This is a genomic window from Actinoplanes sp. CA-030573, assembly GCF_050951115.1.
Lineage (GTDB): Bacteria > Actinomycetota > Actinomycetes > Mycobacteriales > Micromonosporaceae > Actinoplanes.
The window spans coordinates 6,170,855-6,196,585 of sequence record NZ_CP192038.1 but is presented as its reverse complement, the minus strand read 5'-3'; the positions used below and the strand labels follow the sequence as shown (position 1 = coordinate 6,196,585).

26 protein-coding genes and 1 riboswitch are annotated in these 25,731 nt (G+C 71.9%); of the genes, 18 read left to right on the top strand and 8 right to left on the bottom strand.

The annotated features are described in order from the left end of the window. The first annotated feature begins 26 nt into the window (after window positions 1-26). From ACQP2F_RS28660 to prcA, 5 genes are all read left to right on the top strand, one after another. Complete coding sequence (locus ACQP2F_RS28660; protein WP_433292687.1) at window positions 27-1,301, top strand: acyltransferase family protein; 1,275 nt, start codon at window positions 27-29, stop codon at window positions 1,299-1,301. A gap of 56 nt (window positions 1,302-1,357) precedes the next feature. Further along, the gene (gene dop, locus ACQP2F_RS28655) at window positions 1,358-2,875 is read left to right on the top strand and encodes a depupylase/deamidase Dop (RefSeq protein ID WP_433292685.1); all 1,518 of its coding nucleotides are present in this window, start codon (window positions 1,358-1,360) and stop codon (window positions 2,873-2,875) included. Window positions 2,876-2,974: 99 nt separating this feature from the next. Continuing rightward, window positions 2,975-3,190, top strand: coding sequence for a ubiquitin-like protein Pup (locus tag ACQP2F_RS28650; RefSeq protein ID WP_433292683.1), 216 nt, complete (start codon window positions 2,975-2,977; stop codon window positions 3,188-3,190). Between the two features lie 313 nt (window positions 3,191-3,503). Continuing rightward, window positions 3,504-4,343, top strand: coding sequence for a proteasome subunit beta (prcB, locus tag ACQP2F_RS28645; RefSeq protein WP_433292681.1), 840 nt, complete (start codon window positions 3,504-3,506; stop codon window positions 4,341-4,343). A 51-nt stretch (window positions 4,344-4,394) separates the two neighbouring features. Continuing rightward, on the top strand, window positions 4,395-5,306 hold the full coding sequence (gene prcA, locus ACQP2F_RS28640) for a proteasome subunit alpha (protein ID WP_433292679.1): 912 nt from the start codon (window positions 4,395-4,397) through the stop codon (window positions 5,304-5,306). Between the two features lie 97 nt (window positions 5,307-5,403). Here prcA and ACQP2F_RS28635 read toward each other — a convergent pair whose 3' ends face one another. Next, window positions 5,404-6,408, bottom strand: a complete 1,005-nt coding sequence (locus ACQP2F_RS28635) for a dTDP-glucose 4,6-dehydratase (RefSeq protein WP_433292677.1) — start codon at window positions 6,406-6,408, stop codon at window positions 5,404-5,406. Window positions 6,409-6,546: 138 nt separating this feature from the next. Between ACQP2F_RS28635 and pafA the strand changes: the two genes are divergently transcribed. Genes pafA through ACQP2F_RS28620 form a run of 3 tightly spaced genes read left to right on the top strand, consistent with a single transcriptional unit; the run spans window position 6,547 to window position 9,574 of the window. Continuing rightward, window positions 6,547-7,905, top strand: coding sequence for a Pup--protein ligase (pafA, locus tag ACQP2F_RS28630; RefSeq protein WP_020518589.1), 1,359 nt, complete (start codon window positions 6,547-6,549; stop codon window positions 7,903-7,905). 19 nt (window positions 7,906-7,924) lie between these two features. After that, the gene (locus ACQP2F_RS28625; protein WP_433292675.1) at window positions 7,925-8,113 is read left to right on the top strand and encodes a hypothetical protein; all 189 of its coding nucleotides are present in this window, start codon (window positions 7,925-7,927) and stop codon (window positions 8,111-8,113) included. Window positions 8,114-8,152: 39 nt separating this feature from the next. Then, window positions 8,153-9,574, top strand: a complete 1,422-nt coding sequence (locus ACQP2F_RS28620) for a GGDEF domain-containing protein (RefSeq protein ID WP_433292673.1) — start codon at window positions 8,153-8,155, stop codon at window positions 9,572-9,574. Here the strand turns inward: ACQP2F_RS28620 and ACQP2F_RS28615 are convergent. Both ACQP2F_RS28615 and ACQP2F_RS28610 read right to left on the bottom strand, forming a co-directional pair. Then, window positions 9,564-10,649: a DUF3866 family protein gene (locus tag ACQP2F_RS28615; protein ID WP_433292671.1), complete on the bottom strand. Its 1,086-nt coding sequence runs from the start codon at window positions 10,647-10,649 to the stop codon at window positions 9,564-9,566. The two genes, ACQP2F_RS28620 and ACQP2F_RS28615, sit on opposite strands and share 11 nt — an antisense overlap. 11 nt (window positions 10,650-10,660) lie before the next feature. Continuing rightward, window positions 10,661-11,698 (bottom strand): cation diffusion facilitator family transporter, encoded by a 1,038-nt coding sequence (locus ACQP2F_RS28610; RefSeq protein ID WP_433292669.1) that lies wholly within the window; start codon window positions 11,696-11,698, stop codon window positions 10,661-10,663. Window positions 11,699-11,758: 60 nt separating this feature from the next. Between ACQP2F_RS28610 and ACQP2F_RS28605 the strand changes: the two genes are divergently transcribed. From ACQP2F_RS28605 to ACQP2F_RS28575, 7 genes are all read left to right on the top strand, one after another. Continuing rightward, window positions 11,759-12,733, top strand: a complete 975-nt coding sequence (locus ACQP2F_RS28605; protein WP_433292667.1) for a helix-turn-helix transcriptional regulator — start codon at window positions 11,759-11,761, stop codon at window positions 12,731-12,733. Then, window positions 12,730-13,701 carry a helix-turn-helix transcriptional regulator gene (locus ACQP2F_RS28600; RefSeq protein WP_433292665.1) on the top strand — a complete coding sequence of 324 codons (972 nt, stop codon included), beginning with the start codon at window positions 12,730-12,732 and terminating at the stop codon, window positions 13,699-13,701. Before ACQP2F_RS28605 ends, ACQP2F_RS28600 begins: the two co-directional genes overlap by 4 nt. A gap of 10 nt (window positions 13,702-13,711) precedes the next feature. After that, window positions 13,712-13,927 (top strand): hypothetical protein, encoded by a 216-nt coding sequence (locus ACQP2F_RS28595; RefSeq protein WP_433292663.1) that lies wholly within the window; start codon window positions 13,712-13,714, stop codon window positions 13,925-13,927. Window positions 13,928-14,101: 174 nt separating this feature from the next. Beyond that, the gene (gene tatA, locus ACQP2F_RS28590; protein WP_433292661.1) at window positions 14,102-14,425 is read left to right on the top strand and encodes a Sec-independent protein translocase subunit TatA; all 324 of its coding nucleotides are present in this window, start codon (window positions 14,102-14,104) and stop codon (window positions 14,423-14,425) included. 9 nt (window positions 14,426-14,434) lie between these two features. Next, window positions 14,435-15,400, top strand: a complete 966-nt coding sequence (tatC, locus tag ACQP2F_RS28585) for a twin-arginine translocase subunit TatC (RefSeq protein WP_433292659.1) — start codon at window positions 14,435-14,437, stop codon at window positions 15,398-15,400. 14 nt (window positions 15,401-15,414) lie between these two features. Beyond that, window positions 15,415-16,311: a diacylglycerol kinase family protein gene (locus ACQP2F_RS28580; RefSeq protein WP_433292657.1), complete on the top strand. Its 897-nt coding sequence runs from the start codon at window positions 15,415-15,417 to the stop codon at window positions 16,309-16,311. Between the two features lie 197 nt (window positions 16,312-16,508). Then, window positions 16,509-16,787: a hypothetical protein gene (locus ACQP2F_RS28575; protein WP_433292655.1), complete on the top strand. Its 279-nt coding sequence runs from the start codon at window positions 16,509-16,511 to the stop codon at window positions 16,785-16,787. A gap of 115 nt (window positions 16,788-16,902) precedes the next feature. On the opposite strand, the gene ACQP2F_RS28570 is transcribed toward ACQP2F_RS28575, so the two are convergent. Next, window positions 16,903-17,646, bottom strand: a complete 744-nt coding sequence (locus tag ACQP2F_RS28570) for an HAD family hydrolase (protein ID WP_433292653.1) — start codon at window positions 17,644-17,646, stop codon at window positions 16,903-16,905. A gap of 87 nt (window positions 17,647-17,733) precedes the next feature. Between ACQP2F_RS28570 and ACQP2F_RS28565 the strand changes: the two genes are divergently transcribed. Both ACQP2F_RS28565 and ACQP2F_RS28560 read left to right on the top strand, forming a co-directional pair. Further along, window positions 17,734-20,478 carry a DEAD/DEAH box helicase gene (locus ACQP2F_RS28565; RefSeq protein WP_433292651.1) on the top strand — a complete coding sequence of 915 codons (2,745 nt, stop codon included), beginning with the start codon at window positions 17,734-17,736 and terminating at the stop codon, window positions 20,476-20,478. Beyond that, on the top strand, window positions 20,475-21,197 hold the full coding sequence (locus tag ACQP2F_RS28560; protein WP_433292649.1) for a Pr6Pr family membrane protein: 723 nt from the start codon (window positions 20,475-20,477) through the stop codon (window positions 21,195-21,197). Before ACQP2F_RS28565 ends, ACQP2F_RS28560 begins: the two co-directional genes overlap by 4 nt. Window positions 21,198-21,404: 207 nt before the next feature. Here the strand turns inward: ACQP2F_RS28560 and ACQP2F_RS28555 are convergent, their stop codons facing one another. The 3 genes from ACQP2F_RS28555 to ACQP2F_RS28545 all read right to left on the bottom strand — a co-directional run bounded on the left by ACQP2F_RS28555 (window position 21,405) and on the right by ACQP2F_RS28545 (window position 23,934). Beyond that, window positions 21,405-22,055, bottom strand: coding sequence for a C40 family peptidase (locus ACQP2F_RS28555; RefSeq protein ID WP_433292648.1), 651 nt, complete (start codon window positions 22,053-22,055; stop codon window positions 21,405-21,407). Window positions 22,056-22,061: 6 nt separating this feature from the next. Continuing rightward, a riboswitch (cyclic di-AMP (ydaO/yuaA leader) is annotated at window positions 22,062-22,209 on the bottom strand. Between the two features lie 146 nt (window positions 22,210-22,355). Next, on the bottom strand, window positions 22,356-23,465 hold the full coding sequence (locus ACQP2F_RS28550) for an XdhC family protein (RefSeq protein ID WP_433292646.1): 1,110 nt from the start codon (window positions 23,463-23,465) through the stop codon (window positions 22,356-22,358). A 58-nt stretch (window positions 23,466-23,523) separates the two neighbouring features. Next, a complete protein-coding gene (locus ACQP2F_RS28545) occupies window positions 23,524-23,934 on the bottom strand; it encodes a DUF2000 family protein (protein WP_433292644.1) in 411 nt (136 codons plus the stop codon). A 50-nt stretch (window positions 23,935-23,984) separates the two neighbouring features. On the opposite strand from ACQP2F_RS28545, the gene ACQP2F_RS28540 reads away from it, so the two are divergent. Continuing rightward, window positions 23,985-24,818, top strand: coding sequence for a helix-turn-helix domain-containing protein (locus tag ACQP2F_RS28540; protein WP_433292642.1), 834 nt, complete (start codon window positions 23,985-23,987; stop codon window positions 24,816-24,818). Between the two features lie 6 nt (window positions 24,819-24,824). Here ACQP2F_RS28540 and ACQP2F_RS28535 read toward each other — a convergent pair whose 3' ends face one another. Further along, entirely contained in the window at window positions 24,825-25,643 is an 819-nt protein-coding gene (locus tag ACQP2F_RS28535) for an SAM-dependent methyltransferase (protein ID WP_433292640.1), read from the bottom strand. Window positions 25,644-25,731 lie beyond the last annotated feature (88 nt).

Here is a 25,731-nt window from a genome sequence, read left to right as displayed (position 1 = left end):
CCGCCCGCGTTCCTCGTTGACCAGAAGTGACCAAACGACTGGACTGGCTGGACGCGCTCCGCGGGTACGCCGCCCTCGTCGTCGTCTGCTTCCACCTGAGCCCGCGGGTGATCGGCTCCGAGCGCCACCTCGCGATCTACCGGCACATCGACTTCGGCAAGTACGGCGTGCTGCTGTTCTTCCTGGTCTCGGGCTACGTCATCCCGATGTCGCTGGAGCGGCACGGCAGCCTGCGCCGGTTCTGGATCGGCCGGCTGTTCCGCATCTACCCGGCCTATCTGTTCGCGATCGCGGTCGTCGTGGCCGCCGGCGCGGCCGGGTGGCTCGCCTGGCAGCCGTCCCTGCGCCTGGAGACGGTCACCAGCGTCCTGGCGCACGCGACGATGATGCCCGACCTGGTCGGCCACCGCGGCGCCGTCCGGGTCTTCTGGACGCTCTCCTACGAGATGACGTTCTACCTGATCGTCTCCGGTCTGTTCGTCTGGCGCCTGCACCGGCTCAGCGCGTGGTGGGCGCCGGCGCTCGGCCTGGCCGCGCTGGTTCTCGGCCGGTCGCTGCCGAACGGCCTGCTCGGCGCCACGTTCGCGGAGCGGCGGATCACGGCCGGATTGCTTGCGGTGATCATCGGGCTGAGCGTTCTCGCGTACGTCCGGGACCGGCTCGTGGCTCTCGCGGGCGCCGCCGGGGTGGCGTTCGTGCTGCTGCCCGCGGTCAACGGGCACGCCACCGCCGACAGCACCGTCATCTCGTCCTGGCAGGGCCTGCTGCTGCTGGCGGTGATGTTCGCCGGCACGGTGGTCTACCGGTGGCAGCACGGCCAGGTCGGCGGCCGGGCGGCGGCCTTCTCGCTGACGGTGGTGGCGCTGAGCGTGATCGGTGCGCATTGGACACACCTCGGCGGTACGGGTGCCGCCCTGCGCCTGTGGACGGCCAACGTCGGCGCGGTGGCCGTCACGTTCGCGTTTGCCTACGCCATGCGAAATCGGACTGTGCCCGCGCCGCTGATATGGCTGGGGCGGATCAGCTACTCGCTCTACCTGTTGCACGTGGTGGTCCTCTACGTGCTGGTGCACGCGCTCCCGGATTTCGGGACGGGACCTCTGCCGGTCCGCGTGACGGCCGGGCTGGGGTACCTGATCCTCGCTCTGCTGGTGGCCTGGCTCGCGTACCGGATGGTGGAAATCCCGGGCCAGGCACTCGGCCGCAAGATCGCCGCCCGCCTCGGCCCACCCCCGCATTTGACCACGCAGCGTGCCAAGCCGGGCGCGGGGCGGGGCGAGAACGTGAGGCAGAGCGTCTAGGCTCGATACATGAGCAGCAGCGTGGCGGGCGGATTGTTGGCGGGCGGAGTGGTCGCATGAGCGTTCGACGGATCATGGGAACCGAGGTCGAGTACGGCATTTCGGTGCCCGGGCAGCCCGGCGCCAACCCGATGGTGACGTCCTCGCAGGTGGTCAACGCCTACGGGGCCCGGCCCGAGCTGAACCGCGGCGGGCGGGCCCGATGGGACTACGAGGAGGAGTCGCCGCTGCGCGACGCCCGGGGGTTCACCTACTCCGGCGCCGCCTACGACCCGGCCGACGCCCTCGCCGACGAGGACCTGGGCCTGGCCAACGTGATACTGACCAACGGCGCCCGTCTCTACGTCGACCATGCGCACCCGGAGTACAGCACCCCGGAGTGCACCAACCCGCTCGACGTCGTCAAGTGGGACAAGGCCGGCGAGCGGGTGATGGCCGAGGCCTCGCGCCGTGCCGCCACCATCCCCGGCACCCACCGGATCCAGCTCTACAAGAACAACACCGACAACAAGGGCGCGTCGTACGGGTCGCACGAGAACTACCTGATGCGGCGCCAGACCCCGTTCGCCGACATCGTCGCCCACCTGACGCCGTTCTTCGTGACCCGGCAGGTGTTCACCGGCGTCGGCCGGGTGGGCCTCGGGCAGGACGGCTCGGGCTCGGGCTTCCAGATCTCGTCCCGCGCCGACTTCTTCGAGGTCGAGGTCGGGCTCGAGACGACCCTGAAGCGGCCGATCATCAACACCCGCGACGAGCCGCACGCGGACGCCGACAAGTACCGACGCCTGCACGTCATCATCGGCGACGCCAACCTCTCCGAGATCGCGTCGTACCTCAAGATGGGCACCACCTCGCTGGTCCTCGCGATGATCGAGGAGAAGGTGTTCACCGGCGAGCTGGGCATCGCCGACCCGGTCAGCGAGCTGAAGTCGGTGAGCCACGACCCGGCGCTCAAGCACCTGATCCGGCTGCGCGACGGCCGCCGGCTGACCGCGCTGGACCTCCAGTGGGCGTACTACGAGCGGGCCCGTGCGTTCGTCGAGGAGCGCTACGGCGACGACGCCGACGAGCAGACCGCCGACGTCCTCGACCGCTGGGAGGACGTGCTCGACAAGCTCGGGCGCGACCCGATGCTGTGCTCGGACTCGCTCGACTGGGTCGCCAAGCTGCGGCTGCTCGAGGGCTACCGGGAGCGGGAGAACCTGGGCTGGTCGTCGCCCAAGCTCCAGCTGGTCGACCTCCAGTACGCGGACGTGCGCCCCGAGAAGGGCCTCTACCACCGCCTGGTGGCCCGCGGCTCGATGAAGACCCTCCTGGACCCGGAGGAGACCCAGCGGGCGATGTACGAGCCGCCGGACGACACCCGCGCCTACTTCCGCGGCCGGTGCCTGGCCCAGTACGCGTCCGAAGTGGTCGCCGCGAGCTGGGACTCGGTCATCTTCGACGTCGGGCGGGAGTCGCTCGTCCGGGTGCCGATGATGGAGCCGGAGCGCGGCACCAAGAAGCACGTCGGGGCGCTCTTCGACAAGTGCGAGAGCGCGAAGGACCTGCTCGAGGTTATTACGGCCCGCTGAGAAAACGACCTCCCCGGCCGGGCAGCCGGTCATCGGCGCGAGGTAGGTTTTGAGTACCCGATGTCGTGCGAACTTCGGGTGGCTAGAAGGGGGACATCCATGGCAACCCGTGACACTGGCGGACAGTCTCAGTCGAGCAAGGGCCGCGCGGACCAGGAGGTCGAGGACGCCACCGTCGAGGCCAACCCGGAGGTGGCCGAGCGCCACGCCGAGATCACCGAGGACGTCGACGACCTGCTGGACGAGATCGACTCCGTGCTGGAGGAGAACGCCGAGGAGTTCGTCCGCGGCTACGTGCAGAAAGGCGGTGAGTGAGCGGATTGTCGGGATCTTCTGATCCGATAATCACGTTTCGCTCTTAGCCGAATTCGGGCAGCGACCAACGGATGCCCGGATCGTCCGGACGCGGACAATCCGGGCATTACCCACCGAAGTGCGGGCCGTCGTGTGCCGGATCGGGCAGGCTTGGTCCTGACCGTGCCCGGCGCGCGGAGGCCCGTGTTTCGTTGCGGCGGAACACGTCGATCACGATCATCGCACCGGTCCGGCGCGCGGGATATTGTGCTTCAACTGCGACGGCGTCCGGGGGTGTGGGCGCCGGTGCGATCACGTATCTGAAAGGAACCACGTGGCCAAGGACTTTGATCCATCCGGGCGGCTGCCCGATGTCTTCACGAACTCGGGGACGTCCTCCTTCACGCAGTTCCTGAGCCACGCGTACCCCGAGCTGCTGCCGGGGCGGCGGCCGTTGCCGCCGGGGCTGTCGGCCGACATCGCGCCGCACGGCACCACGATCGTGGCGATCGCCACCGCCGAGGGCGTGGTCATGGCGGGCGACCGCCGGGCCACCATGGGCAACCTGATCGCGAGCCGGGACATCGAGAAGGTGCACCCCGCCGACGCGTACTCGCTGATCGGCATCGCCGGCACCGCCGGCATCGGCATCGAGCTGATGCGGCTGTTCCAGGTCGAGCTCGAGCACTACGAGAAGATCGAGGGCATCATGCTGTCCCTCGACGGCAAGGCCAACCGGCTGGCCGCCATGGTCCGCGGCAACCTCGGCGCGGCCATGCAGGGCCTCGCGGTCGTGCCGCTGTTCGCCGGCTTCGACCACGCCCCGGCCGACCCGGCGCGGGCCGGGCGCATCTTCAGCTTCGACGTGGCCGGCGGGCTGTACGAGGAGACCGGCTACGACTCGATCGGCTCCGGCTCGCTGTTCGCCAAGTCCGCGCTCAAGAAGAAGTACCGGCCGGGCGTCGGCACCGACGAGGCGATCCGGCTGGCCGTCGAGGCGCTCTACGACGCGGCCGACGACGACACCGCGACCGGCGGTCCCGACGTGACCCGCAAGATCTACCCGGTGGTCATGACCGCCACCGCCCAGGGCACCCACCGGCTGTCCGAGGAGGAGATCTCCGCGGTGGCCGAGGCGGTCGTCGCCGGGCGCATGGAGAACCCGGGCGGCTGAGGCCCGCTCTTTCGACGCTTGCTCATCAGGGGAGAGAGGGAGTAGCCACCCGTGGCCATGCAGTTCTACGCATCACCCGAGCAGGTCCAGCGCGACCGCTCGGAGTACGCCCGCAAGGGCATCGCCCGCGGCCGGTCCGCCGTGGTGCTCACGTACGAGGGCGGCATCCTGCTGGTCGCCGAGAACATCACCACCCTCCGCAAGATCAGCGAGATCTACGACAAGATCGGTTTCGCGGCGGTCGGGCGGTACAACGAGTTCGAGAGCCTGCGGCGGGCCGGCGTGCGGATGGCCGACGTCAACGGCTACAGCTACGACCGGCGGGACGTGACCGGGCGCGGGCTGGCGAACGCGTTCACCCAGACCCTGGGCGCGATCTTCTCCGAGACGCAGAAGCCGTACGAGGTGGAGATCTGCATCGCGCAGGTCGGCGCCTCGCCGGAGTCCGACGAGCTGTACCGGATCACCTACGACGGCTCGGTCATGGACGAGCCCGGCTTCATGGCCATGGGCGGCCAGGCCGAGGCGATCTCCAATGTCCTGCGCGAGCGGCACGACACCGCCGCCGACCTGCCGACCGCCCTCGGGCTGGCGGCCGAGGCGCTGGGCAGCGTGGGCGGCGAGAACGGCGCGACCCGCACGCTCGACGCCAAGCAGCTCGAGGTGGCCGTGCTCGACCGCCGGCGCAAGGGCCGGGCGTTCCGCCGCATCGCCGGCCAGCCGCTGATCGACCTGCTGGCCGGCAGCAAGACGGTGGCCGAGAAGGACCTGGGCGACGTCGACGCGGCCCCGCCGAGCCCCGGCGAGGACAAGCCGACGGTCTCGGCGGCCCCGGTCGCCGAGGACCCGGGCGCCAAGGCCGACACCGCCACCGACACCGGCGCCGCGCCCGGCAGCGCGGAGGGCGCCGCCGCCGACGACCCGGCCGAGCCGGCCGACGACGTCAACGGCGACGGCTCCTGACCGGCTGACGACCGGCGGCTCCTGGTCGGCTGACCGGCGGGAAGTCGAGCTCTTCGCGGAAGGGGGCGCTTCGGTGCTCCCTTCCGCGTGTCCGGGGTCATGCGGAGAGCAGGGGACGCCACCAGGTGGGGTTCTCGCGGTACCAGCGGACCGTCGCGGCCAGGCCGGTGGTGAACTCGACCCGCGGCCGCCAGCCCAGCTCCCGGCGAATCTTGTCGTCGTCGAGTGCCTGGCGGTGGACGTCGGACGGGATCGCACGCGAGGCGGCGGGCGAGGCGTCCGGCGGCCCGGTGGGGGACTCGAGCGCGGTGCACTCGGTGCGGATCAGGTCGCGCAGGTCGTGGTCGGCCAGCTCGACGCTGCCGCCGATGTGGTAGATCTCGCCGGGGCGGCCGTCGAGCAGGGCCAGGGCCAGGCCGCGGCAGTGGTCGCCGACGTGCAGCCAGTCGCGCACCCGGGTGTCGTCGCCGGCCGGCTCCGGCTCGTGGCCCGCCAGCAGCGCGGTGATCAGCCGGGGGACCGGCTCGGCCGGATGCTGGCGGGGGCCGTAGTTGTCGCTGGCCCTGGTCACCACGACCGGCAGGCCGTGTGCACGGTGGTAGGCCAGCGCCATCAGGTCGGCGCCGGCCTTCGCGGCCGCGGCGGGGGTGGCGGGGGCCAGCGGCGAGCGCTCGGTCCAGGCGCCGGTGGGGATCGAGCCGTAGACGTCGCCGGTGGAGACGTGCAGGAAGCGGGCGACGTCGTGGCGCACGCAGGCGTCGAGCAGCACCTCGATGCCGGTCACGTCGCTGCCGGTCATCTCGCCGCGCGCCGGGTCGCCGCCGGTCATCTCCCGGCCGCCGCGGGAAGCCGCGAAGTGCACCACCGTGTCGTGGCCGCGCAGGGCGGCGCCGACCACGGGGGCGTCGCCGACGTCGGCCGGCACGAAATCGAGGCGCCGGTTCTCGGCCACCGGCCCCAGGTTGGCGAAGCTCCCGCCGTACGCCATCTTGTCGAGAACCGTGACCGACGCGCCCTCGAGGCCCGGCAGCCGGTCGGCCAGGACCGCCCGCACGAAGTGCGAGCCGATGAAGCCGGCGCCGCCGGTGACCAACAGGTTCATGGCCCGGCGAGTTTATCCGCCGGGCCCGGCGTGGACACCCGATCCGGTGACGAGGCCCGGGACCACCGCGACGCGTCGTGCCGGGGAATGCGCGAGTGGTGACTGCCAATGGATGGCCGATGAGGCTAGTGTTTCGTCATGGAACGGCGAATTTTCGGCCTCGAGACCGAGTACGGAGTCACGTGTACTTATCGGGGGCAGCGGCGGCTGTCGCCGGACGAGGTGGCCCGCTACCTGTTCCGCCGAGTGGTCTCCTGGGGGCGCAGCAGCAACGTCTTTCTTCGCAACGGTGCCCGTCTCTACCTCGATGTCGGTTCCCATCCTGAGTACGCGACCCCCGAATGCGACTCCGTCACCGATCTGGTCGCCCACGACCGGGCCGGCGAGCGGATTCTGGAGGGTCTCCTGGTCGACGCCGAGAAGCGGCTGCACGACGAGGGGATCGCGGGGGAGATCTACCTGTTCAAGAACAACACGGACTCGGCCGGAAACTCGTACGGCTGCCATGAGAACTACCTGGTGAGCAGGCACGGTGAGTTCGGGCGGCTGGCCGACGTGCTCATCCCGTTCCTGGTCACCCGCCAGCTGATCTGCGGGGCCGGCAAGGTGCTGCAGACGCCGCGGGGCGCGGTCTTCTGCCTCTCGCAGCGCGCCGAGCACATCTGGGAGGGCGTCTCGAGCGCCACCACCCGGTCCCGGCCGATCATCAACACCCGCGACGAGCCGCACGCCGACGCCGAGCGCTACCGCCGGCTGCACGTGATCGTCGGCGACTCGAACATGAACGAGGTCACCACCCTTCTCAAGGTCGGCAGCGCCGACATCGTGCTCCGCATGATCGAGGCGGGCGTGGTGATGCGCGACCTGTCGCTGGAGAACCCGATCCGGGCGATCCGCGAGGTCAGCCACGACGTCACCGGCCGCCGCAAGATCCGCCTGGCCAACAACAAGGAGGTCAGCGCCCTCGAGATCCAGCAGGAGTACCTGGCCAAGGCGACCGAGTTCGTCGAGCGGCGCGGCGGCGACCAGACCGCCAAGCGGGTCGTCGAGCTGTGGGGACGGGTGCTCAACGCGATCGAGAGCGGCGACCTCGACCCGGTGTCCCGCGAGATCGACTGGGTGTCGAAGTACAAGCTGATCGAGCGTTACCAGGCCAAGCACGAGATCCCGATGTCGCATCCGCGCATCGCCCAGCTCGACCTCGCCTACCACGACGTGCGCCGGGGCCGCGGCCTCTACGCGCTGATGGAGAAGCGCAAGCAGGTCGACCGGATCGCCAACGACCTGGAGATCTTCGAGGCCAAGGAGACGCCGCCGCAGACCACCCGGGCCCGGCTGCGCGGCGAGTTCATCAAGCACGCGCAGGAGAAGCGGCGCGACTTCACCGTCGACTGGGTGCACCTGAAGCTCAACGACCAGGCCCAGCGCACCGTCCTCTGCAAGGACCCGTTCCGGGCCTACGACGAGCGGGTGGAGCGCCTGATCGCGAGCATGTAGCGCTGGCTAGGCTGGTCAGGTGAACCCTGACCAGCCCGAGCGCTCCGCGGAGGACGTCGCCTGGGGCAGGGTGCAGCGCAAGCGGGAACGGATTCGGGCCGAGATCGCGCGAAATCGGAGGGGCGGGCACAAGGTTCCCACCTGGGTCCTCGCGTCAATCCTCGGACTTTTCGTGATCGGCTGGGCTGTTCTGCTTCTCACCTCGTAGCAACCAGTTCTGCAACCTTCGCTGCGTCTGATAAGACGCGTGAAGCGATACGCCCTGGTCGCCGCGCTGGTCATCGCCGCGTATCAGCTGATCCCGGCCGACGGGTGGTGGACGAGCGGCTGGCAGCTGGCCGTCGGCTGTCTCGGCGTGGCCGGCATCCTGACCGGGGCGCGCCGGCTGCCCCGCCGTGACCGGCTCCCGTGGTGGTGCTTCGCCTTCGGCGTGGGCGCCAACGTCACCGGCATCCCGGTCGCCATCTGGGCCGAGGACGTGCTGGGCTGGCGCACCCTGCCGAGCCCGGCCGACCCGCTGTTCCTGCTGCTCTACCCCGCCTGCGCGGCCGGGCTGGCGCTGCTGATCCGGCGCCGCGAGCCGCGCCGCAACTGGACCGCCGCCGTCGACGCGGCGATCATCACGACCGGGCTCGGGCTTCTGGCCTGGGTCTACGTGATCAAGTCGGTGACCGAGGGCCAGGACATCGGCATGTTCGGGCGCGCGGTGCAGGCCGCGTACCCGATCGGTGATCTTCTGCTCCTGGCTCTGATGACCCGGCTCCTGCGCGGCGCCGGCAGCCGGGGCGCCTCCTTCTGGTGGATCACCGCGTCGCTCGGCGCGTTCCTGGTCGGCGACACTGCCTGGGTCGTCATCGGCAACCTGCCCGCGGTCGGGGCGCAGGTCGAGGCCATCCAGTGGGTGCAGCGGTCCATCGACATGGTCTTCCTGACCGCGTTCGTGCTGTTCGGGCTGGGGGCGCTGCACAGCGACGCGCAACAGATCGGCGTGGCCGCGGCGTCGCAGCCGGTCCGGCTCAGCCCGGTGCAGCTGGCGCTCCTCGCCGTGGCGTCGCTCGTCGCGCCCGGGCTGTTGGCCGTCGAGCTGCACCAGGGCCGGGTCGTCGACGGCCCGGCCATCGTGGCCGGCTGCACGACGCTGTTCCTGCTGGTCGTGGTGCGGATGGCCCAGCTCGTGCGGGAGATCGAGCGGCAGGCCGCGCAGGTGCGCGACCTGGCTCGCCGCGACGAGCTGACCGGCCTGCCCAACCGCCGGGTCTGGAACGAGGAGCTGCCGCGCGCGCTCGACTACGCCCGGCGCGACGGCCGGCCGATGAGCGTGGCGCTGATCGATCTCGACCACTTCAAGCTGTTCAACGACACCCACGGCCATCCGGCGGGGGATCGGCTGCTCAAGGAGGCGTCGGCGGCCTGGCACGGCACGCTGCGCGCGGTCGACCTGCTGGCCCGCTACGGCGGCGAGGAGTTCGTCGTGCTGCTGCCGGACACCGGGGAGGCCGAGGCGCGGCGGATCCTCGAGCGGGCGCTGGCGGTGACGCCGCAGGGGCAGACGTTCTCGGCCGGCATCGCGGTCTGGGACTTCGCGGAGAGCGCGGACGAGCTGGTGGCGCGGGCCGACGCCGCGCTCTACGAGGCGAAAGCGGCCGGGCGCAACCGGGTCACCGTCTGAGCAGGCGGGCGGCATGCCGTCCGGCGGCCGCGGCGGTCAGGAAATAGGCGTGGTCCTCGTCGAGCCCGCGCCCCATCGTGGACAGGCCGACCGGGCTCGCGCGCAGCGCCTCGTCGAGCCCGTCGGTGGGCACGCGGACGATGCGGTGTCTCCCGGCGAGCGGCGCGAGCGCCGCGTCGACCTGCGCGGCCAGGGTGGGTTCCAGGCCGTCGGGCACCGGCAGGTCGGCGGTGACCAGGGCGACCTTCCCGTACGCGGTGAGCGTGTGATGTGACACGCCGCGGTGCCGTGGTCTGCCGTCGCCGTCGGAGACCCGGAGCGATCCGACCGGGCGCCCGCCGAGGACGCCGATCGCGTTGACCGCCTCGCCGAGCGCGACCCCGGAGAAGCCCCAGGTGGTGCCGGTGCCGAGGTTGCCCGGCCCCTGCGCGACGATCGTGACGTCGGCGCCGAGCACGTGCCGGGCCGCGAGCAGGCCGGTGTGCACGGTGCTCGCCTCGAGGTCGCCGCCGAAGGCCTGGCCGGTGGTGACCGTGCCGGCCAGATGGTCGCGCAGCCCGTCGAGCGTGCGGGAGAACCAGGAAGGCAGCGCGCCGCCGTCGGTCATCACGTACGCCACGCCGGCCGCCGGATCGTCGGCACGGATGCCGGCCAGGATCGCCGGGAGTGCCGAGTGCAGGTCGGCGGTCACCACCGGCATGCCCTCCAGCGAGGTCGCGCCGGCCATCACCGCCCGGTGCGGCGACGCCTCCTCGTCCACGCCGAGCCGGATCGCCTGCAGCGGCGTGTAGCGGGCCTTGACCAGGTGGCCGGCGTCGCGGGTGCGTCCGTCGTCGGCCGGATCGGCGGGCAGCCGGTCGGGCAGGGCCACCACCAGCGCGTAGCCGCCGGTGCCCAGGCCCATGACGAGGGCGCCCACGTTCAGCAGTACGCGGTCGCCGGGCTCGGGGTCGCCGACCAGATCGGGGTAGGCCAGGGCGCGCAGCAAGCCGCCGGCGGTCTCGACCTCGAGCTCGGCGGCGCCGTGCCATCGGCGGCGCACCGCCCGAACCGTCCCCGACCGCCAGCGCACCATGACCGGCGAGGCTACTCGATCCCGCCGTCCACGTGGTGGCGACCGGCCGTGCCCCGGGTCGGGTCCAGGAAGACGTACCGGATCGCCGGGAACCGGGTCCGCAACCGCCGCTCGGCCTCGTCGGAGGCCGCCTCGATCTCCCCGCCGGAGACGTCGTCGTCGAAGTCGACCTTGGCCGCCACCAGGATGTCGCCCGGGCCGAGCTGCATCGTCAGCAGCGTCGGGACGGCGACCACGATCGGGATGCCGGCGATGTCGGCGGCGATCTGGTTGTGGATGCGGCGCGGCACCGACCGGCCGACCAGCAGCGACGCGTTGCTGCGGGCGAGGACGGCGGCGACCAGGAAGAGCAGCAGGCCGATCGCGATCGAGGCGAGGCCGTCCCACAGCTCGTTGCCGGTCATCTCGGTCAGCGCCAGGCCGAGCGCGGCGAGGACGAGACCGACCAGCGCGGCCGAGTCCTCGAAGTAGACCGCCTTGACCGTGGTGTCGGGGGTCAGGCGCAGGAACCGGGAGCGGCTGATGCCCCAGCGGCGGGACTCGCCGGCCACCTGGCGCTGCGCGCGCAGGAACGACGTGCCCTCGGCGACGAACGAGATCGCCAGCACCACGTACGACCAGAGGAACTCCCCGCTCTTCTCGTCGTTCACGATCGCCACGACGCCGTGGTAGATCGAGAAGCCGGCGCCGCCGACGAACGTGAACAGGGCGGCGATGAAGGCCCAGACGAAGCTCTCCTTGCCGTACCCGAACGGATGCTCCTCGTCGGCCGGTTGCCGGCCGCGCACCAGCGCGACGTAGAGAAAGATCTCGGTGATCGTGTCGGCCAGCGAGTGCGCCGCCTCGGAGAGCATCGCGGAGGAGCCGGAGACCAGGCCCGCCACCAGCTTGGCCACGGCGATCGCGAGGTTGGCGGCGCCGGCCAGGATGACCGTGCCGACGCTTTCGTTGTTCTCGGGGGCCTCGTCGCCGGCCGCCAGCGGTTCGGCGCCGGCGAGCCCGGCCGGAACCTCTTCGGCGGCGGGTTGCTCTGATGTCACACCGATCATCCTTCCCCTCGCCGATGACGAATAACCGCGCGGGCCTCGCTGCTGCTAGCGTTGCCTCTCGTGTCGCGCACCCGCACCGAGCGCCTGGTCAATCTGGTGATCTGCCTGCTGTCCACGCGGCGGTTCCTGACCGCCGCGCAGATCGCCGCGACCGTTCCCGGGTACGAGCACGATCCGTCGGACTGGCGCGACCACGAGGCGTTCCAGCGCAAGTTCGAGCGGGACAAGGCCGAGCTGCGCGAGCTCGGCGTCCCGCTGGAGACCGGCACCGCGAGCATCTTCGACCAGGAGCCGGGTTACCGCATCGCGCACCGCGAGTACGCGCTGCCCGACATCATCCTCGAGCCCGACGAGGCCGCCGCGGTCGGCATCGCGGCCCGCCTCTGGCAGCACGCCGGCCTGGCCGCGGCCGCCTCGTCCGGCCTGGCCAAGCTGCGCGCGGCCGGCGTCGAGGTCGACCCGCAGGCCACCCTCGGCGTCGAGCCCGTGATGACCGTCGACCCCGCCTTCGGCCCGCTCACCAGCGCCGCCCGTGACCGGCGTGCGGTGACGTTCAGTTACCGGGTGCCCGAGGTCGACGATCCGGCCACCCGCCGGCTCGAGCCGTGGGGCGTCGTCTGCTGGCGCGGCCGGTGGTACGTCGTCGGCCACGATCGCGACCGGGACGCGACCCGCTGCTTCCGGCTGTCCCGCATCGTCGGGAACGTCCGGCCGGTCGGCCGGCCCGGTGCGTTCGTCCCGCCCGGCAAGGTCGACCTGATCTCCCACGTGGCCGGCTTCGACGGCCCGGTCCAGCGCACCGGCCGGGCCCTGGTGGTCGTCAAGCCGGGCAAGGCGGCCGGTCTGCGCCGTTGGGCTCTTTCCGCGGATGGCGACCGGCTGACGCTGCCGTTCGCCGACGCCGAGCGGCTCGCGTCGACGCTGGCCGGCTACGGGCCGGACGTCTTCGTGGAGGGGCCGCCGGAGGTCCGCGACGCGGTGATCCAGCGGCTCAAGGAGGTCGTGACCCGGCACGAGGGCGTGGTGGCGGCATGACCTCCCCGGCGAAACCGTCCGTCGACCGGCTGGGCCGCCTGCTGAACCTGGTGCCCTACCTGATGGCCCGGCCTGGGATCCTGGTCGCCGAGGCGGCCGCCGACCTCGGCGTCAGCGAGCGGCAGCTGCGGGAGGACCTCGAGCTGCTCTGGGTGTGCGGGCTGCCGGGGTACGGCCCGGGCGACCTGATCGACATGGCGCTCGACGGCGACCGCGTGACGATCAGCCACGACGCCGGCATCGACCGGCCGCTGCGGCTGAACCAGGACGAGGCACTGGCCCTGGTGGTGGCTTTGCGGATGCTGGCCGAGACGCCCGGCACCGGCACCCGCGACGTGATCGAGCGGGCGCTGGCCAAGATCGAGAACGCGGCCGGCGACCTGGCCGACGCGCCGGTCGCGGTGCGGATGCCGGCCAACGCCGAGAAGCTCGACAAGATCCGGGCGGCGGTCGAGGCCGGGCACGCGCTGCGGATGACCTACTACACCGCGGCCCGGGACGAGACCACCGAGCGCGTGGTCGACCCGATGCGGGTGGTGATGGTCGACGGCCGGGCCTATCTGGAGGCCTGGTGCCGCCGGGCGGAGGCGACCCGGATGTTCCGGGTCGACCGGATCGACGCGTTCACCGAGCTCGACGAGCCGGCCGCGCCGCCGCCCACGGCCGAGCACCAGGACGTGAGCACGGGTGTCTTCAAGCCGACGGCCGACCTGCCGCTGATGACCCTGCGGGTGGGCCGGCACAGCCGGTGGATCACCGAGTACTACCCGGTCGAGGAGGTGCGCCCGTCGGCCTCCCCGTCCGGGGAATGGCTCGTGACCATGCGGGTCTCCGACCTCGGCTGGGCCCAGCGCCTGCTGCTCGGCCTCGGCCCGGACGTGACCGTGGTCGGCCCGCCCGAGCTGCTGCGGCGCATCCGGGAACAGGCGACGGCGGCGCTCGACCAGTACAGCGCGCCGGCCCGGTAGGGTGGCCACCGTGCTGCTCCTGTGGATCTGGATCGCCGTGGTCGTGATCGCGCTCGTCATCCTGGCCGTCGCCGGCGTGCGGCTGCTGGGCCGGCTCGGTGGCCTGGGCCGGGCGGTGGCGAGACTGCGCCACCGGCAGGAGGAAGCGCAGCGGCTGCTGGAGAAACTGCTGGTGCTGCAGCAGACGGTGGCGCAGGTCGAGGCCCGCGTGCCGCACCGTCAGTAATCTTTACAGAAGCGGTGACGTGCCGTAGCGTGCGGCGTTCCTTCCCCGTTGTCCAAGAGTTCGCGGGCTTTCGCGCGGCGGAGAGAGAATCCCACGGGGTCCGTGGGCTACTTCACCAGAATTGACACGTACGATGGACCCCGCACTGACTGATCCGATCGACTGGAGTTTTCCATGGGTGCCCTCAAGCCATGGCACATCGCCATCTTCGTGGTCGTACTCGTGCTGCTGTTCGGCGCGAAGCGGCTCCCGGACGCTGCCCGGTCGCTCGGCCGCTCGCTGCGCATCATCAAGGCGGAGACCAAGGGCCTCATCGACGAGCACAACGACACGGCGGAGAAGGCCGAGCCGCAGTACTCGCGACAGCCGCTGCAGGGTGACGTCCAGCAGCCGCCGGCCCCGGGCTACCAGCAGCCGCCGCCCGCTCAGCAGCAGTACCAGCAGCAGCCGCCCGCGCAGCCCTATGTCGACCCGGTGCAGCGCACCAACGACCGCTGACCGTCGGTCATGGCGCTGACCCTTCGCCGTCAGGGGCGGCCCAGCAAGTTCCAGCAGGCCGCCGACGGCTCGATGACCCTGATCGACCACATCCGGGAGCTGCGTAACCGGCTCTTCGTGGCGTCGCTCGGGCTGGTCGCCGGCCTGATCGTCGGCTTCATCCTGTCGAACTGGGTCTTCGACCTGCTCAAGGAGCCGTACTGCGCGCTGCCGTCCTCGTGGGCGGTCCGGGCCGACGGCACCAAGTACTGCGACTTCCTGGTGCTCGGCGTCGGCGACGGCCTGATCATCCGGCTCAAGATCGCGCTCTGGGTCGGCATCATCGTCGGCGCGCCGATCTGGCTCTACCAGCTGTGGGCGTTCATCGCGCCCGGCCTGCACCGGCACGAGCGCAAGTGGGCGTACATCTTCGTCGCGATCGCGGCGCCGCTGTTCGTCACCGGTGCCGTGCTGGCCTACCTGGTGGTCGGCCACAGCCTGGCCTTCATCATGGAGGCCGGCGTCCTGGGCGAGCCGACGAAGCTGGAAGTCGGCAGCTACCTGGGCTTCGTCTCGAGCATGCTGTTGCTGTTCGGGGCGGCCTTCGAGTTCCCGCTGATCCTGCTCATGCTGAACTTCACCGGCGTCGTCTCGGCCCGCCGGCTGCTCGGCTGGTGGCGGATCGTGATCTTCCTGTCGTTCGCGTTCGCCGCGGTCGCCACCCCCGACCCGGGCCCGTTCGGCATGACGCTGCTGGCCGCCTGCATGGTGCTGCTGTACTTCATCGCGGTCGGCATCGGCTTCATCAACGACCGGCGCAAGGGCCGCGGCAAGGAGATCTACGCCGACCTCGACGACGACACGATCTCGCCGCTCGAGGACGACCGGGTGCCGGTCGGTGCGGCCGACCCGATCGAGGCGCCCAGCCCGGTCGACGCGCCCACGCCGGTGAGCAGGCCGCTGCCGCTCGAAGGCCGTTTCGACGACATGACGTAGTAACATCGCGCGCCATGAGCGGTGACATCGCGGTGCTGGCCAACCCCACGGCGGGGCGGGGCCGGCACCGCGGTCTGCTTCCGGGGGTCGTGCAGCGGCTCGGCGCGGCCGGTCATCCCGTACGGCTGCTGGAGGCTTCGTCGGCCGAGGAGGCCGAGAAGGCCTGCCACCGCGCCGTGGCCGACGGGTGCGCCGCGCTGGTGGCCGTGGGCGGCGACGGCACGGTCCACCTCGCGCTCCAGGCCGCCGCCGCCCGCCCGGTCCGCTTCGGCGTCGTTCCCGCCGGCACCGGGAACGACTTCGCCGCCGGCACCGGTGTCGCCGCCGACCCGTTGACCGCCGCCGCGGACATTGCGGAGGCCCTGCGCGCGGGCCGTTCCGTCGCCGTCGACCTGGCCCGCACCACCGGCACCGACGGCGAGGTGCGCTGGTTCGGCGCCGTGCTCGCGGCCGGCTTCGACGCGATCGTCAACGAGCGGGCCAACCGGATGCGGTGGCCGCGCGGCCCCCGCCGCTACGACCTGGCCATCCTGCTGGAGATGATGCGGGTGCGGCCCCGGTTGTACGCCCTGGAGATCGACGGCGTCGACCACGGCTTCGAGGGGACGCTGGTGGCGGTCGGGATCTGCCCGTCGTACGGGGGCGGGTTGCGCATCGTGCCGGCCGCCGACCCTACGGACGGTCTGCTCGACGTGGTGACCGCCGCGCCGCTGAGCCGCGCGGCCATGGCCCGCTTGAAGCCCCGGCTCCGGAGCGGCACGCACGTCTCCGACCCGCGCGTCCGGACATTTCGGGCAAAGCAGGTCAGATTGCACTCGGACGGCATCATCGCGTACGCGGATGGCGAGCGCTTGGGCCCGCTGCCGCTCGAAATCACCTGCGTCCCCGGCGCCGTGCAGCTCCTGCGCTGAGCCCCCGCCGCCGCCCTTGCTCTGCTCACCTATACGCGCGTGGCCGGTGGGCGCGGATGCGTAAGCAGAGCGAAGGAGCGCGTGGCCGGTGTTACGGAGAGCGCCCCGAGCACCCGGTTGAGAAGTCCGCCGGGAGCGGTCCGGTTGCGGAGGCCGCCCCAGGGTCAGTTCCCTACCAGGCGGCCGAACGTGATGGCATGTCGCTCAGCTCTCTGCGCTCGCTCAACGGCGCCGCCTCGCTCGCCACGACCGCCTTCGACACGGCCCGCTCGACGCTGAAGGCGATGGCCGAGGCCGCCGTGCCGCCCGCGGGCGAAGGGGAGGGCGCCACCGGCTCCGCCGGCCAGCAGAAGAGGCCCGCGCCGCAGCCTGCCGCGGAGGGCCTGGCCAAGGCCTCGCCCTCGCCCTCGTCCCCGTCGCCGGAGAAAGCCAAGCGCGGCATCCGCAAGGGCACCGTCCTGGACGCCTACGCCTGATCGCCGACTCTCGCCGTTACGCAACCCCACCCCGTTCACTGGGTGGGGGAAGAATACGGCCCGGGTACGACAAGTTCGCGTGTTCGTCCCCAGGCGGGCGGTCGATCAGGATTGATCAGGCCGCGCAGCCGGCCAGGGCCAGCGCCGCGGTCAGCCCGTTCGGCCGGCCCGGCTCGGACGCCGGCAGCACCAGCGCCGCGCATCCCGCCTTCACCGCGCCCGCGTCGGCCGGGGTGTCGCCGACCATCAGCGTGCGCTCGGGGTCGACCCCCAGCATCCCGCAGGCGCGCAGGAAGATCGCCGGGTCCGGCTTCGTCCGGCCCACCTCGTAGCTCAACGCGTACGCGTCGACCAGCTCCGCCATGCCCCAGGCGGCGAAGTGCGGGCGGATGTCGAAACCGATGTTGCTCACGACGGCGACCTTGATCCCGGCGTCGTGCAGCGTCCGCAGCGTCGGCTCGGTGTCCGCGTACGGCAACCAGCCCTGCGGCCCCAGCAGGCGGTCGTAGAGTGCGTCCGCCAGCCCCTCGATGTCGGTCGGGACCGTCGCCGCCAGGCCGGTGTACGCCGCCCGGTGGCTGTGCGCGTAGAGATCGCGATCGGACCAGTGCTCGGCCAGGTGGGGCGGCACCCGCGCGGGCAGCGGACCACCGGCCCGGCCGGCCGTCACCAGGCGGTCGGCGAGCACCGTGGCCCGGCCGCGCTCGAGCTCGTGCCCGCAGGCCACCGCGGCCGCCTGCACCCACTGGACGGGGTCCTCGACCTGGGCCAGCGTGCCGTGGAAATCGAACAGCACGGCGTCGACCTGACGGGACGGCCGATGGGGAGGATGATCGGTCGAATCCACGGCTTCCGGCACGCGTGCACCATACCCACCCGGTCCGACACCTCGAGACCCAACCGCCGGTGCTGCAAGTTGTCACACCCACGAACTAGCCTTGTGGTCATGACGAGTCCCGCCGAGAAGTATGCGAGATCCAAACGGCGGGCTCAGTTCCCGGCGCTCGAGGATTTCATGGTCGACGTCGGCTTCGACCTCGACGACTTCCAGCGTTCGGCCTGCGAGTCGCTCGAGCGGGGCAGCGGCGTGCTGGTCTGCGCGCCGACCGGCGCCGGCAAGACCGTGGTCGGGGAGTTCGCCGTGCATCTCGCGCTGCGGGCCGGCGAGCGGAAGTGCTTCTACACCACGCCGATCAAGGCGCTGTCCAACCAGAAATACCACGATCTGGTCGAGCGCTACGGTCCCGACAAGGTCGGTCTGCTGACCGGGGACAACGCGATCAACGGCGACGCGCCGGTGGTGGTGATGACCACCGAGGTGCTGCGCAACATGCTCTATTCGGGCTCGGGGAGCCTCAAGGGCCTGGCGTACGTGGTGATGGACGAGGTGCACTACCTCGCCGACCGGTTCCGCGGCGCGGTCTGGGAGGAGGTGATCATCCACCTCCCGGCGTCGGTGACCCTGGTCTCGCTGTCGGCGACGGTCAGCAACTACGAGGAGTTCGCCGACTGGCTGGTCACCGTGCGCGGCGAGACCGAGGTGGTGGTCAGCGAGCACCGGCCGGTCCCGCTCTGGCAGCACATGCTGGTCGGCCGGCGCATGTTCGACCTGTTCCACGACGCCGACGCGGCCCGCAAGCACGACGTGCACCCCGAGCTGCTGCGCTACACGCGCGAGATGGAGCGCCGGCTCGAGCTCACCGACCGTGCGCACGGCCCGGGCTTCCGCGGCCGGTCCCGCCGCTGGCAGCCACCGCCGCGACCGGAGGTGGTCGACCGGCTCGAGCGGGGTGGCCTGCTGCCGGCGATCCTGTTCATCTTCAGCCGGGCGGGCTGCGACGCGGCCGTCCAGCAGTGCCTGTCGGCGGGACTGCGGCTCACCGACTCCGACGAGCGCGCCGAGATCCGCCGCATCGCCGACGCGCGGGTGGCCGGCATCCCGCGCGAGGACCTCTCGGTGCTGGGCTACTGGGAGTGGCTGGACGGGCTCGAGCGGGGCGTCGCCGCACACCACGCCGGCATGCTGCCCGCGTTCAAGGAGGCCGTCGAGGAGTGCTTCGTCCGGGGGCTCGTCAAGGCGGTGTTCGCGACCGAGACCCTCGCCTTGGGCATCAACATGCCGGCTCGCTGCGTGGTGCTCGAGCGGCTGGTCAAGTTCAACGGCGAGGCCCACGTCGACCTGACCCCGGGGGAGTACACGCAGCTCACCGGACGGGCCGGGCGTCGCGGCATCGACGTCGAGGGCCACGCGGTCGTGCTCTGGAGTCCCGAGGTCGACCCGCGGCACGTCGCCGGCCTCGCCTCCACGCGCACCTACCCGCTCCGGTCGTCGTTCCGCCCGTCGTACAACATGGCGGTCAACCTGGTCGGCTCGGTCGGCGCCGACCGGGCGCACGACCTGCTGGAGTCCTCGTTCGCGCAGTTCCAGGCCGACCGGTCGGTGGTCGGGCTGGCGCGTCAGGTGCAAAGAAACATCGACACCATGCAGACGTACGGTGAGGACGCCGCCTGCCATCACGGCGACTTCGACGAGTACTTCGCGATCCGGGTCGCCATCGCCGATCGGGAGAAGGCCCTGGCCCGGCAGGGTGCCAGCCAGCGCCGGGCGGCGGCGGTGTCCTCGCTGGAGCGGCTGCGGGTCGGCGACGTGATCCGGGTGCCGCAGGGCCGGCGGGCCGGGCTGGCCGTGGTGCTGGAGGCGCCGACCGGCGGGTTCGGCGAGCCGCGGCCGCTGGTGCTGACCCAGGATCGCTGGGCGGGCCGGGTCAGCCCCGCCGATTTCCCGGGCGCCGCCGAGGTGCTGGAGCGCATCCGCGTACCGAAGCACTTCAACCACCGCTCGCCCGCCGCCCGCCGTGACCTCGCCGCCCAGGTCTCCGCCACCGGCCTCGATCGTCATGGCAGCGGCCGCCGCGGCCGGCGCGGCGGCGGCAACACCGGGGAGGACGCCGAGATCGCCCTGCTCAAGGTGCAGATGCGCCAGCACCCCTGCCATGCGTGCCCGGAGCGCGAGGAGCATGCCCGCTGGGCCGAGCGGCGCCACCGCCTGCAGCGCGACACCGACGCCCTGCGCGACAAGGTGGCCGGCCGTACGGGTTCGCTGGCCCGCACGTTCGACCAGGTGTGCGCGGTGCTGCGCGACCGCGGCTACCTCTCGCCCGCCGGTGACGTCACCGAGGCCGGCCGCATGCTGGGCCGCATCTGGTCCGAGGCCGACCTGCTGGTCGCCGAGTGCCTGCGCCAGGGCGTGTGGGAGGGGCTCGAGCCCGACGAGCTGGCCGCGGCGGTGTCCATGGTGCTCTACGAGTCGCGCCGCGAGGGCGACGACCGCGCCTCGGTGCCGAAGGGTCCGATCACGGCGGCCGTCGACGCCGGCACCAAGCTGTGGGCCGAGATCGCCGCCGACGAGGCCGACCACGGCCTCCAGCTCACCCGCGAGCCCGACCCCGGGTTCGTCTGGCCGATGTACCGCTGGGCGCGCGGCGAGCCGCTGGCCCAGGTGCTGGCGAGCGGGCACAACTACGACGCCGACATGCCGGCGGGTGACTTCGTACGGTGGGCGCGTCAGGTGCTCGACCTGCTCGGCCAGGTCAAGGACGCGCCGGCGGCGTCCGAGGGCGTCCGGTCCGCGGCCCGCAAGGCGATCAAGGCGGTCAACCGGGGCGTGCTGGCCTATCAGGCGGAACTATGAGGATCTACGGCACGCCGCAGTTCGGGCTGCGCGCGCTCATCGTCGTCTGCGGGGTGGCCGGGCTGCTGCTCAACGAGCAGCGGCTCGTCTACTACACGGCGCAGAGCAACCTGATCGTCCTGGCGTACTTCGTCGGCGCTCTGTATTGGATGGTCAAGCGGTCCACCGTCGACCCGCCCGCCCCACGCTGGCGCGGTGCCGTCACGCTGTGGATCCTGATCACCGGCCTGATCTCGCACTTCCTGCTCAGCCACGGCGCCAACCCGCTGCCCGGCCTGGCCGCAGCCGACCAGTCCACCGCGCTGGCGAACTGGTCGCTGTTCCTCGTGCACTACGTGGTGCCGGTGCTCGTGCTGGTGGACTGGGTGGCGTTCGGCCCGCACCGGGTCGTGCGCTGGCGGGACATCCCGCTCTGGATCGCCTACCCGCTCGGCTACGGCGTCCTGATCGAGCTGCGCGGAGCCCTCTTCCCGGTGGCGCCGGTGCGCTACCCGTATTTCTTCCTCGACCCGGCCGGGCACGGGTACGGCTGGGTCGGTCTCCAGTTCCTGCAGCTGGGCGTGGAGTTCGGCGTGCTGGGCGCCCTGATCGTGGCCCTCGACCGCCTCGCGTCGTGGCGGCAGCGCCCGGAAAAGTCGGAAATGTACGGCAGGGACGAGGCGAGGGAGGAAGCAGAGCGTCCGGCGCCGGGCTCGGAGGACGCCGTCCTGCAGAAGTGAGGGGCGGCCCCGTGTGCGGCGCCGCGGGCAATGGGCGGTGCGGCCGGGCGTGCGCGCGGGTGCCGGGCGTGTGCGGTGCGGCGGGCAATGGGGAGTGCGGCCGGGCGTCCGGGCGTGCGCGGGTGCCGGGCGTGTGCGGCGCGGCGGGCTTGTGGCGTTCGGTATGAGCGTGGCCCGGCCACCGGGGTCGGTGACCGGGCCGGTTAGTCAGAGCGCCACGCGGCCGAAGCGGACGTGGGCCGGGTCCCAGATCTTCGCCAGGCGGACGCGGTCTCCGGCCTTGGGGGCGTGCCAGACCTTGCCGCCGCCGGCGTAGACGGCCACGTGGTAGGCGCGGCCGCCCTGCAGCCAGAAGACCAGGTCGCCGGGGCGGGCGGCGGTGCGGCTGATCGGGTGGGCGGCGTGGTACTGGGCGTTGGCGGTGCGGGGGAGCCGCACGCGGACGGCGCGGTAGGCGTAACCGGCCAGGCCCGAGCAGTCGAAGGCGCGCGGGCCGGCGGCGCCGTAGCGGTAGGGCTTGCCGCGCTGGGCGCTCGCCACCGCGGTGACCCGGGTGCCGCGGATTCGCAGCAGCTGAGCGCGCGAGTAGGCGGCGCGGACAGCGGATGCGGAAGCGGCGCGGCGGGCGGCGGGGGCAGCGGCGTCGAGGACGACGGCGGCGCTGGTCGCAAAGCCCGCGGAACCAGCGGGGTCGGGAGCCGTGGCGGCGGTCGTCAGCCCGGCTCGGGCAGTCGCCCGGAGCGACGGTGCGGCCTCGGCGGGAGCGGCCCCGAGCAGGGCGGCGGAAGCGGACACCAGGGCGGCGAACGCCCACACGGTGACGGACTTGGGCACGGTGAAGCGGACCTTGACGGGCACGTGGGATCCTGGTCCTTCAACCGCCTGCGAGGTTAGCTGTCGGGTTGGGCCTGAAGGCGGCCTGTCGCGCACGGCGACTTCACCCCAAGCCGGCCGTTGAGCCGGCGCAATCGGGTTCCCCGCTCCCGCCCACTGAAGTTTCCGATCGGAGACAGGTCATGGTCCGCCGCGCGGTGGGCGGGACTCGGCGTCCCCGCGGCGGATGGCGGCCGCCGCGCCGGAGAGCGCGGTGGCGGCAAGGGAATCGATCGGGCCCTCGGCGCGGATCCGGCAGCGAAACGCGCAGCCGCTACCGGATGGCTACCCGTGAATCGGGGCGTCGAGGCCGGTGAGGGGCAGACCGGACCCGCCCCAGGCGGTCGCGACGATCTCCGCGGCGATCGCCACGGCCGTCTCCTCAGGGGTGCGCGCGCCGAGGTCGAGGCCGATCGGAGCGGACAACCGGGACAGCTGGGCCTCGGTGACACCGGCCTCGCGCAGGCGGCGCAGGCGGTCGGAATGGGTGCGGCGGCTGCCCATCACGCCGATGTAGCGCGCGGGGGTGCGCAAGGCGACTTCCAGGAGCGGCACGTCGAACTTGGGATCGTGAGTCAGGACACAGAGCACGGTCCGCTCGTCGACCGTCGTGGACTCCAGATAGCGGTGTGGCCACTGGACTACCAGCTCGTCCGCGCTGGGAATGCGTTTGCGGGTGGCGAAGACCGGACGGGCGTCGCAGACCGTGACGCGGTAGCCGAGGAAGCGCCCGATCCGGGCGACGGCGCCGGCGAAGTCGATGGCGCCGAAGATGATCATGCGGGGCGGGGGGAGGAACGTCTGGACGAAGACCTCGACGTCCTCCCGGCGCTGCTCGCCGTGCGAGCCCAGGCGGACCGAGCCGGTCACCCCGGCCGAGAGCATGCCGGCCGCCTGCTGCCCGGCGGCGCGGTCCAGGCCGGCATCGCCGAGCGTGCCGGCGACCCGGGCGGGGACGCCGGACTCGCCCGACGTGCCGGCGACCCGACCCGGCCACACCACCAGCTGGTTGCCGGCCGTCGACACGGTCGCGACCGGCCGGCCGGCGGCGATGGCGGCGAGCACGTCGTCGAGGTCGGTGAGCGCCGAAGACGGCTGGACGAGCACCTCGATGGTGCCGCCGCACGTGAGCCCGACCTCGAAGGCGTCGCCGTCGCTCACCCCGTACGTGTGCTGCTGCGCCTTGCGGGTGTTGATGACCTCCTCGGCGGCGGCGTACACCGCGCCCTCGACGCAGCCGCCGGAGACGCTGCCGAGCACCTCGCCGTGCTCGCTGACGGCCATCGCCGAGCCGGGCGGGCGCGGGGCGGAGTTCCATGTGCGCACGACCGTGGCGACCGCGAACGCGAGGCCCTCGGCTCGCCACGCGATCAGTCCGTCCACGATGTCCCGCACGGCCCCACCCTCCGGTATCAAAGGCGCCGTCGTCGACAAGTGTGGAGCATGCCCGGCCTCACGGGTGCATCACCGCGCCTTTCATCACCTTGTCGACGGCGTTGCGCGGGCCGTAAACCGCCATTCCGACCAGATCCAGCGCCTCGGTCGGGACCGCGCGCACGGCCGCCCGATTGTCCGCGTCGTGGCCGGTCGTGAACAGATCCGAGGTGAAAACCGCAACCGGCAATCCGCGCCCGATCGCCCGCGAATGGGCGGCCGTGAGCAGTTCCTTTCCGCCCGCGAAAATCAGCACCGGCTGGCGGAACATCGGCAGGTATCGTACGTCGCCGGCGTCCTCGTACGGCTCGCCGACGACCTCGGGAACAACCGTGCCGAGGCCGCTGACCAGGAAGGCGGTGACGTTCAGCCGCTGCCACGTGAGCAGGTCGTCCCGCAGGAGCACGGCGATTTTGGTGTCGAAACGCATGCGAGCGATCGTGCGCTTCCGGCCCCGTCCGGCTCTTGTACGATTTTGACATGGTGGCCGGCGCCGAGCTCGCGTCGTGGCGGCCGCGCCTCGACGGCGTGACCGAGGTGCTCACGGCGCACCTGACCGGGCACGCCTATCCGATGCACGCGCACGACACCTGGACGCTGCTGATCCTGGATGAGGGCGGCGTGCGCTACGACCTCGATCGGCACGAGCTTTCGGCGTACGGGGAAATGGTCACGCTTTTGCCGCCGCATGTTCCGCACAATGGTTCTCCGGGGCCGGGCGGGCTGCGCAAGCGCGTCCTTTATCTGGCGCTCGACCAGTTGCCGGACAAGCTGATCGGCCCGACGGTCGACAATTCCGCGTTCGCCGACGCGCCCCTGCGGCGGGCCATCGCGGGACTGCACCGGATCATCGGACGGCCGGGTGACGAGCTCGGCGCCGAGGGACGGCTGGCCGGGATCGTCGAGCGTCTGCGGGCGCGGCTCGGCCACCCGACCGTGCCCGACCGGCTCGACGGCACCCCCGCGCACCGGCTGCGTGACCTGCTCGAGGACCGGGTCGTGCCGGGGATCTCGCTGGCCGAGGCGTCCCGGCTGCTGCACTTCGACCCGGCGTACCTGGTGCGCTCGTTCGGCCGCGAGTTCGGCATGTCGCCGCACCAATATCTGATCTCCCGCCGGGTCGACATGGCGCGGCGGCTGATCCTGGCCGGCGAGCCGCTGCGGTCGGTGGCGGTGGAGAGCGGCTTCTACGACCAGGCCCACCTGGACCGGCACTTCAAGCGGATCCTCGGCGTGAACCCGGGCGGCTTCAGCTCCACGGACGGTGTCAAGTGGCCGGTCCGGGCACTGCGCCCCGCCGGCCCACGGACGTGACTTCGCTCAGGGCTTTCTGCCGACCGCCGCCAACATGCTGATCCGGCTGGGGTCGGCTCGCTCGGCGTCGGCGTCGGCGTCGGCCGGGCGCCAGTCGGTGGCCAGCGCGACGCCCGGTTCCAGCAGGTCGAGGCCGTCGAACAGCGCGGTGAACTCCTCGGTGTCCCGCGGCCAGGCGTCGGTGCGCCCGGCCGCGAGCATCTGCCCGTACCGCTCCTTCTCCTCGGCCGACATGTAGTCGGTGGTGAAATGGGTGGCGGCGAGGAAGCTTCCGGACGGAAGAGCATCGAGCAGTTCCCGTACGAGCGGAAGCGCCGCGCCCTCACCGGGAACGAAGTGGAGGATCGCCACCAGCATGAGCGCCACCGGTTCGCGAAGGTCGAGCGTGCCGTGCAGCCGTTCGTCGCCCAGGATGGCGGCCGGCTCCCGCAGATCGGCCTCGATGTAGGTCGTCCGGCCCGCGGGCGCGCTGTTGAGCAAAGCCTGCGCGTGGGCCATCACCATCGGGTCGTTGTCGACGTAGACGACCCGGGCGTCCGGCGCGATCCGCTGCGCGACCTCGTGCGTGTTGCCGGCGCTGGGCAGTCCGGTGCCGACGTCGAGGAACTGCCGCACGCCGGCCTCGCCCGCCAGATAGCCGACCATGCGGCCGAGCACGTCGCGGTTGGCCAGCACGCCGGCCCGCATGCCGGGAAACTTGCGCTCGATCTCATCGCCGGAGGCCCGATCCGCCGCAAAGTTGTCCTTGCCGCCAAGCCAGTAGTTGTAGCGCCGCGCCGGGTGTGGCACCGACGTGTCGATTCCCGAGTCCCCGTTGCCCATCATAGCGAAATTCTAAAGTGGACGTCGTTGCGCGCGTTGCCCTTGTCCGCGTGCATCGGCCATCCGTATGTCGTGGTGTCTTCGAAGCCAA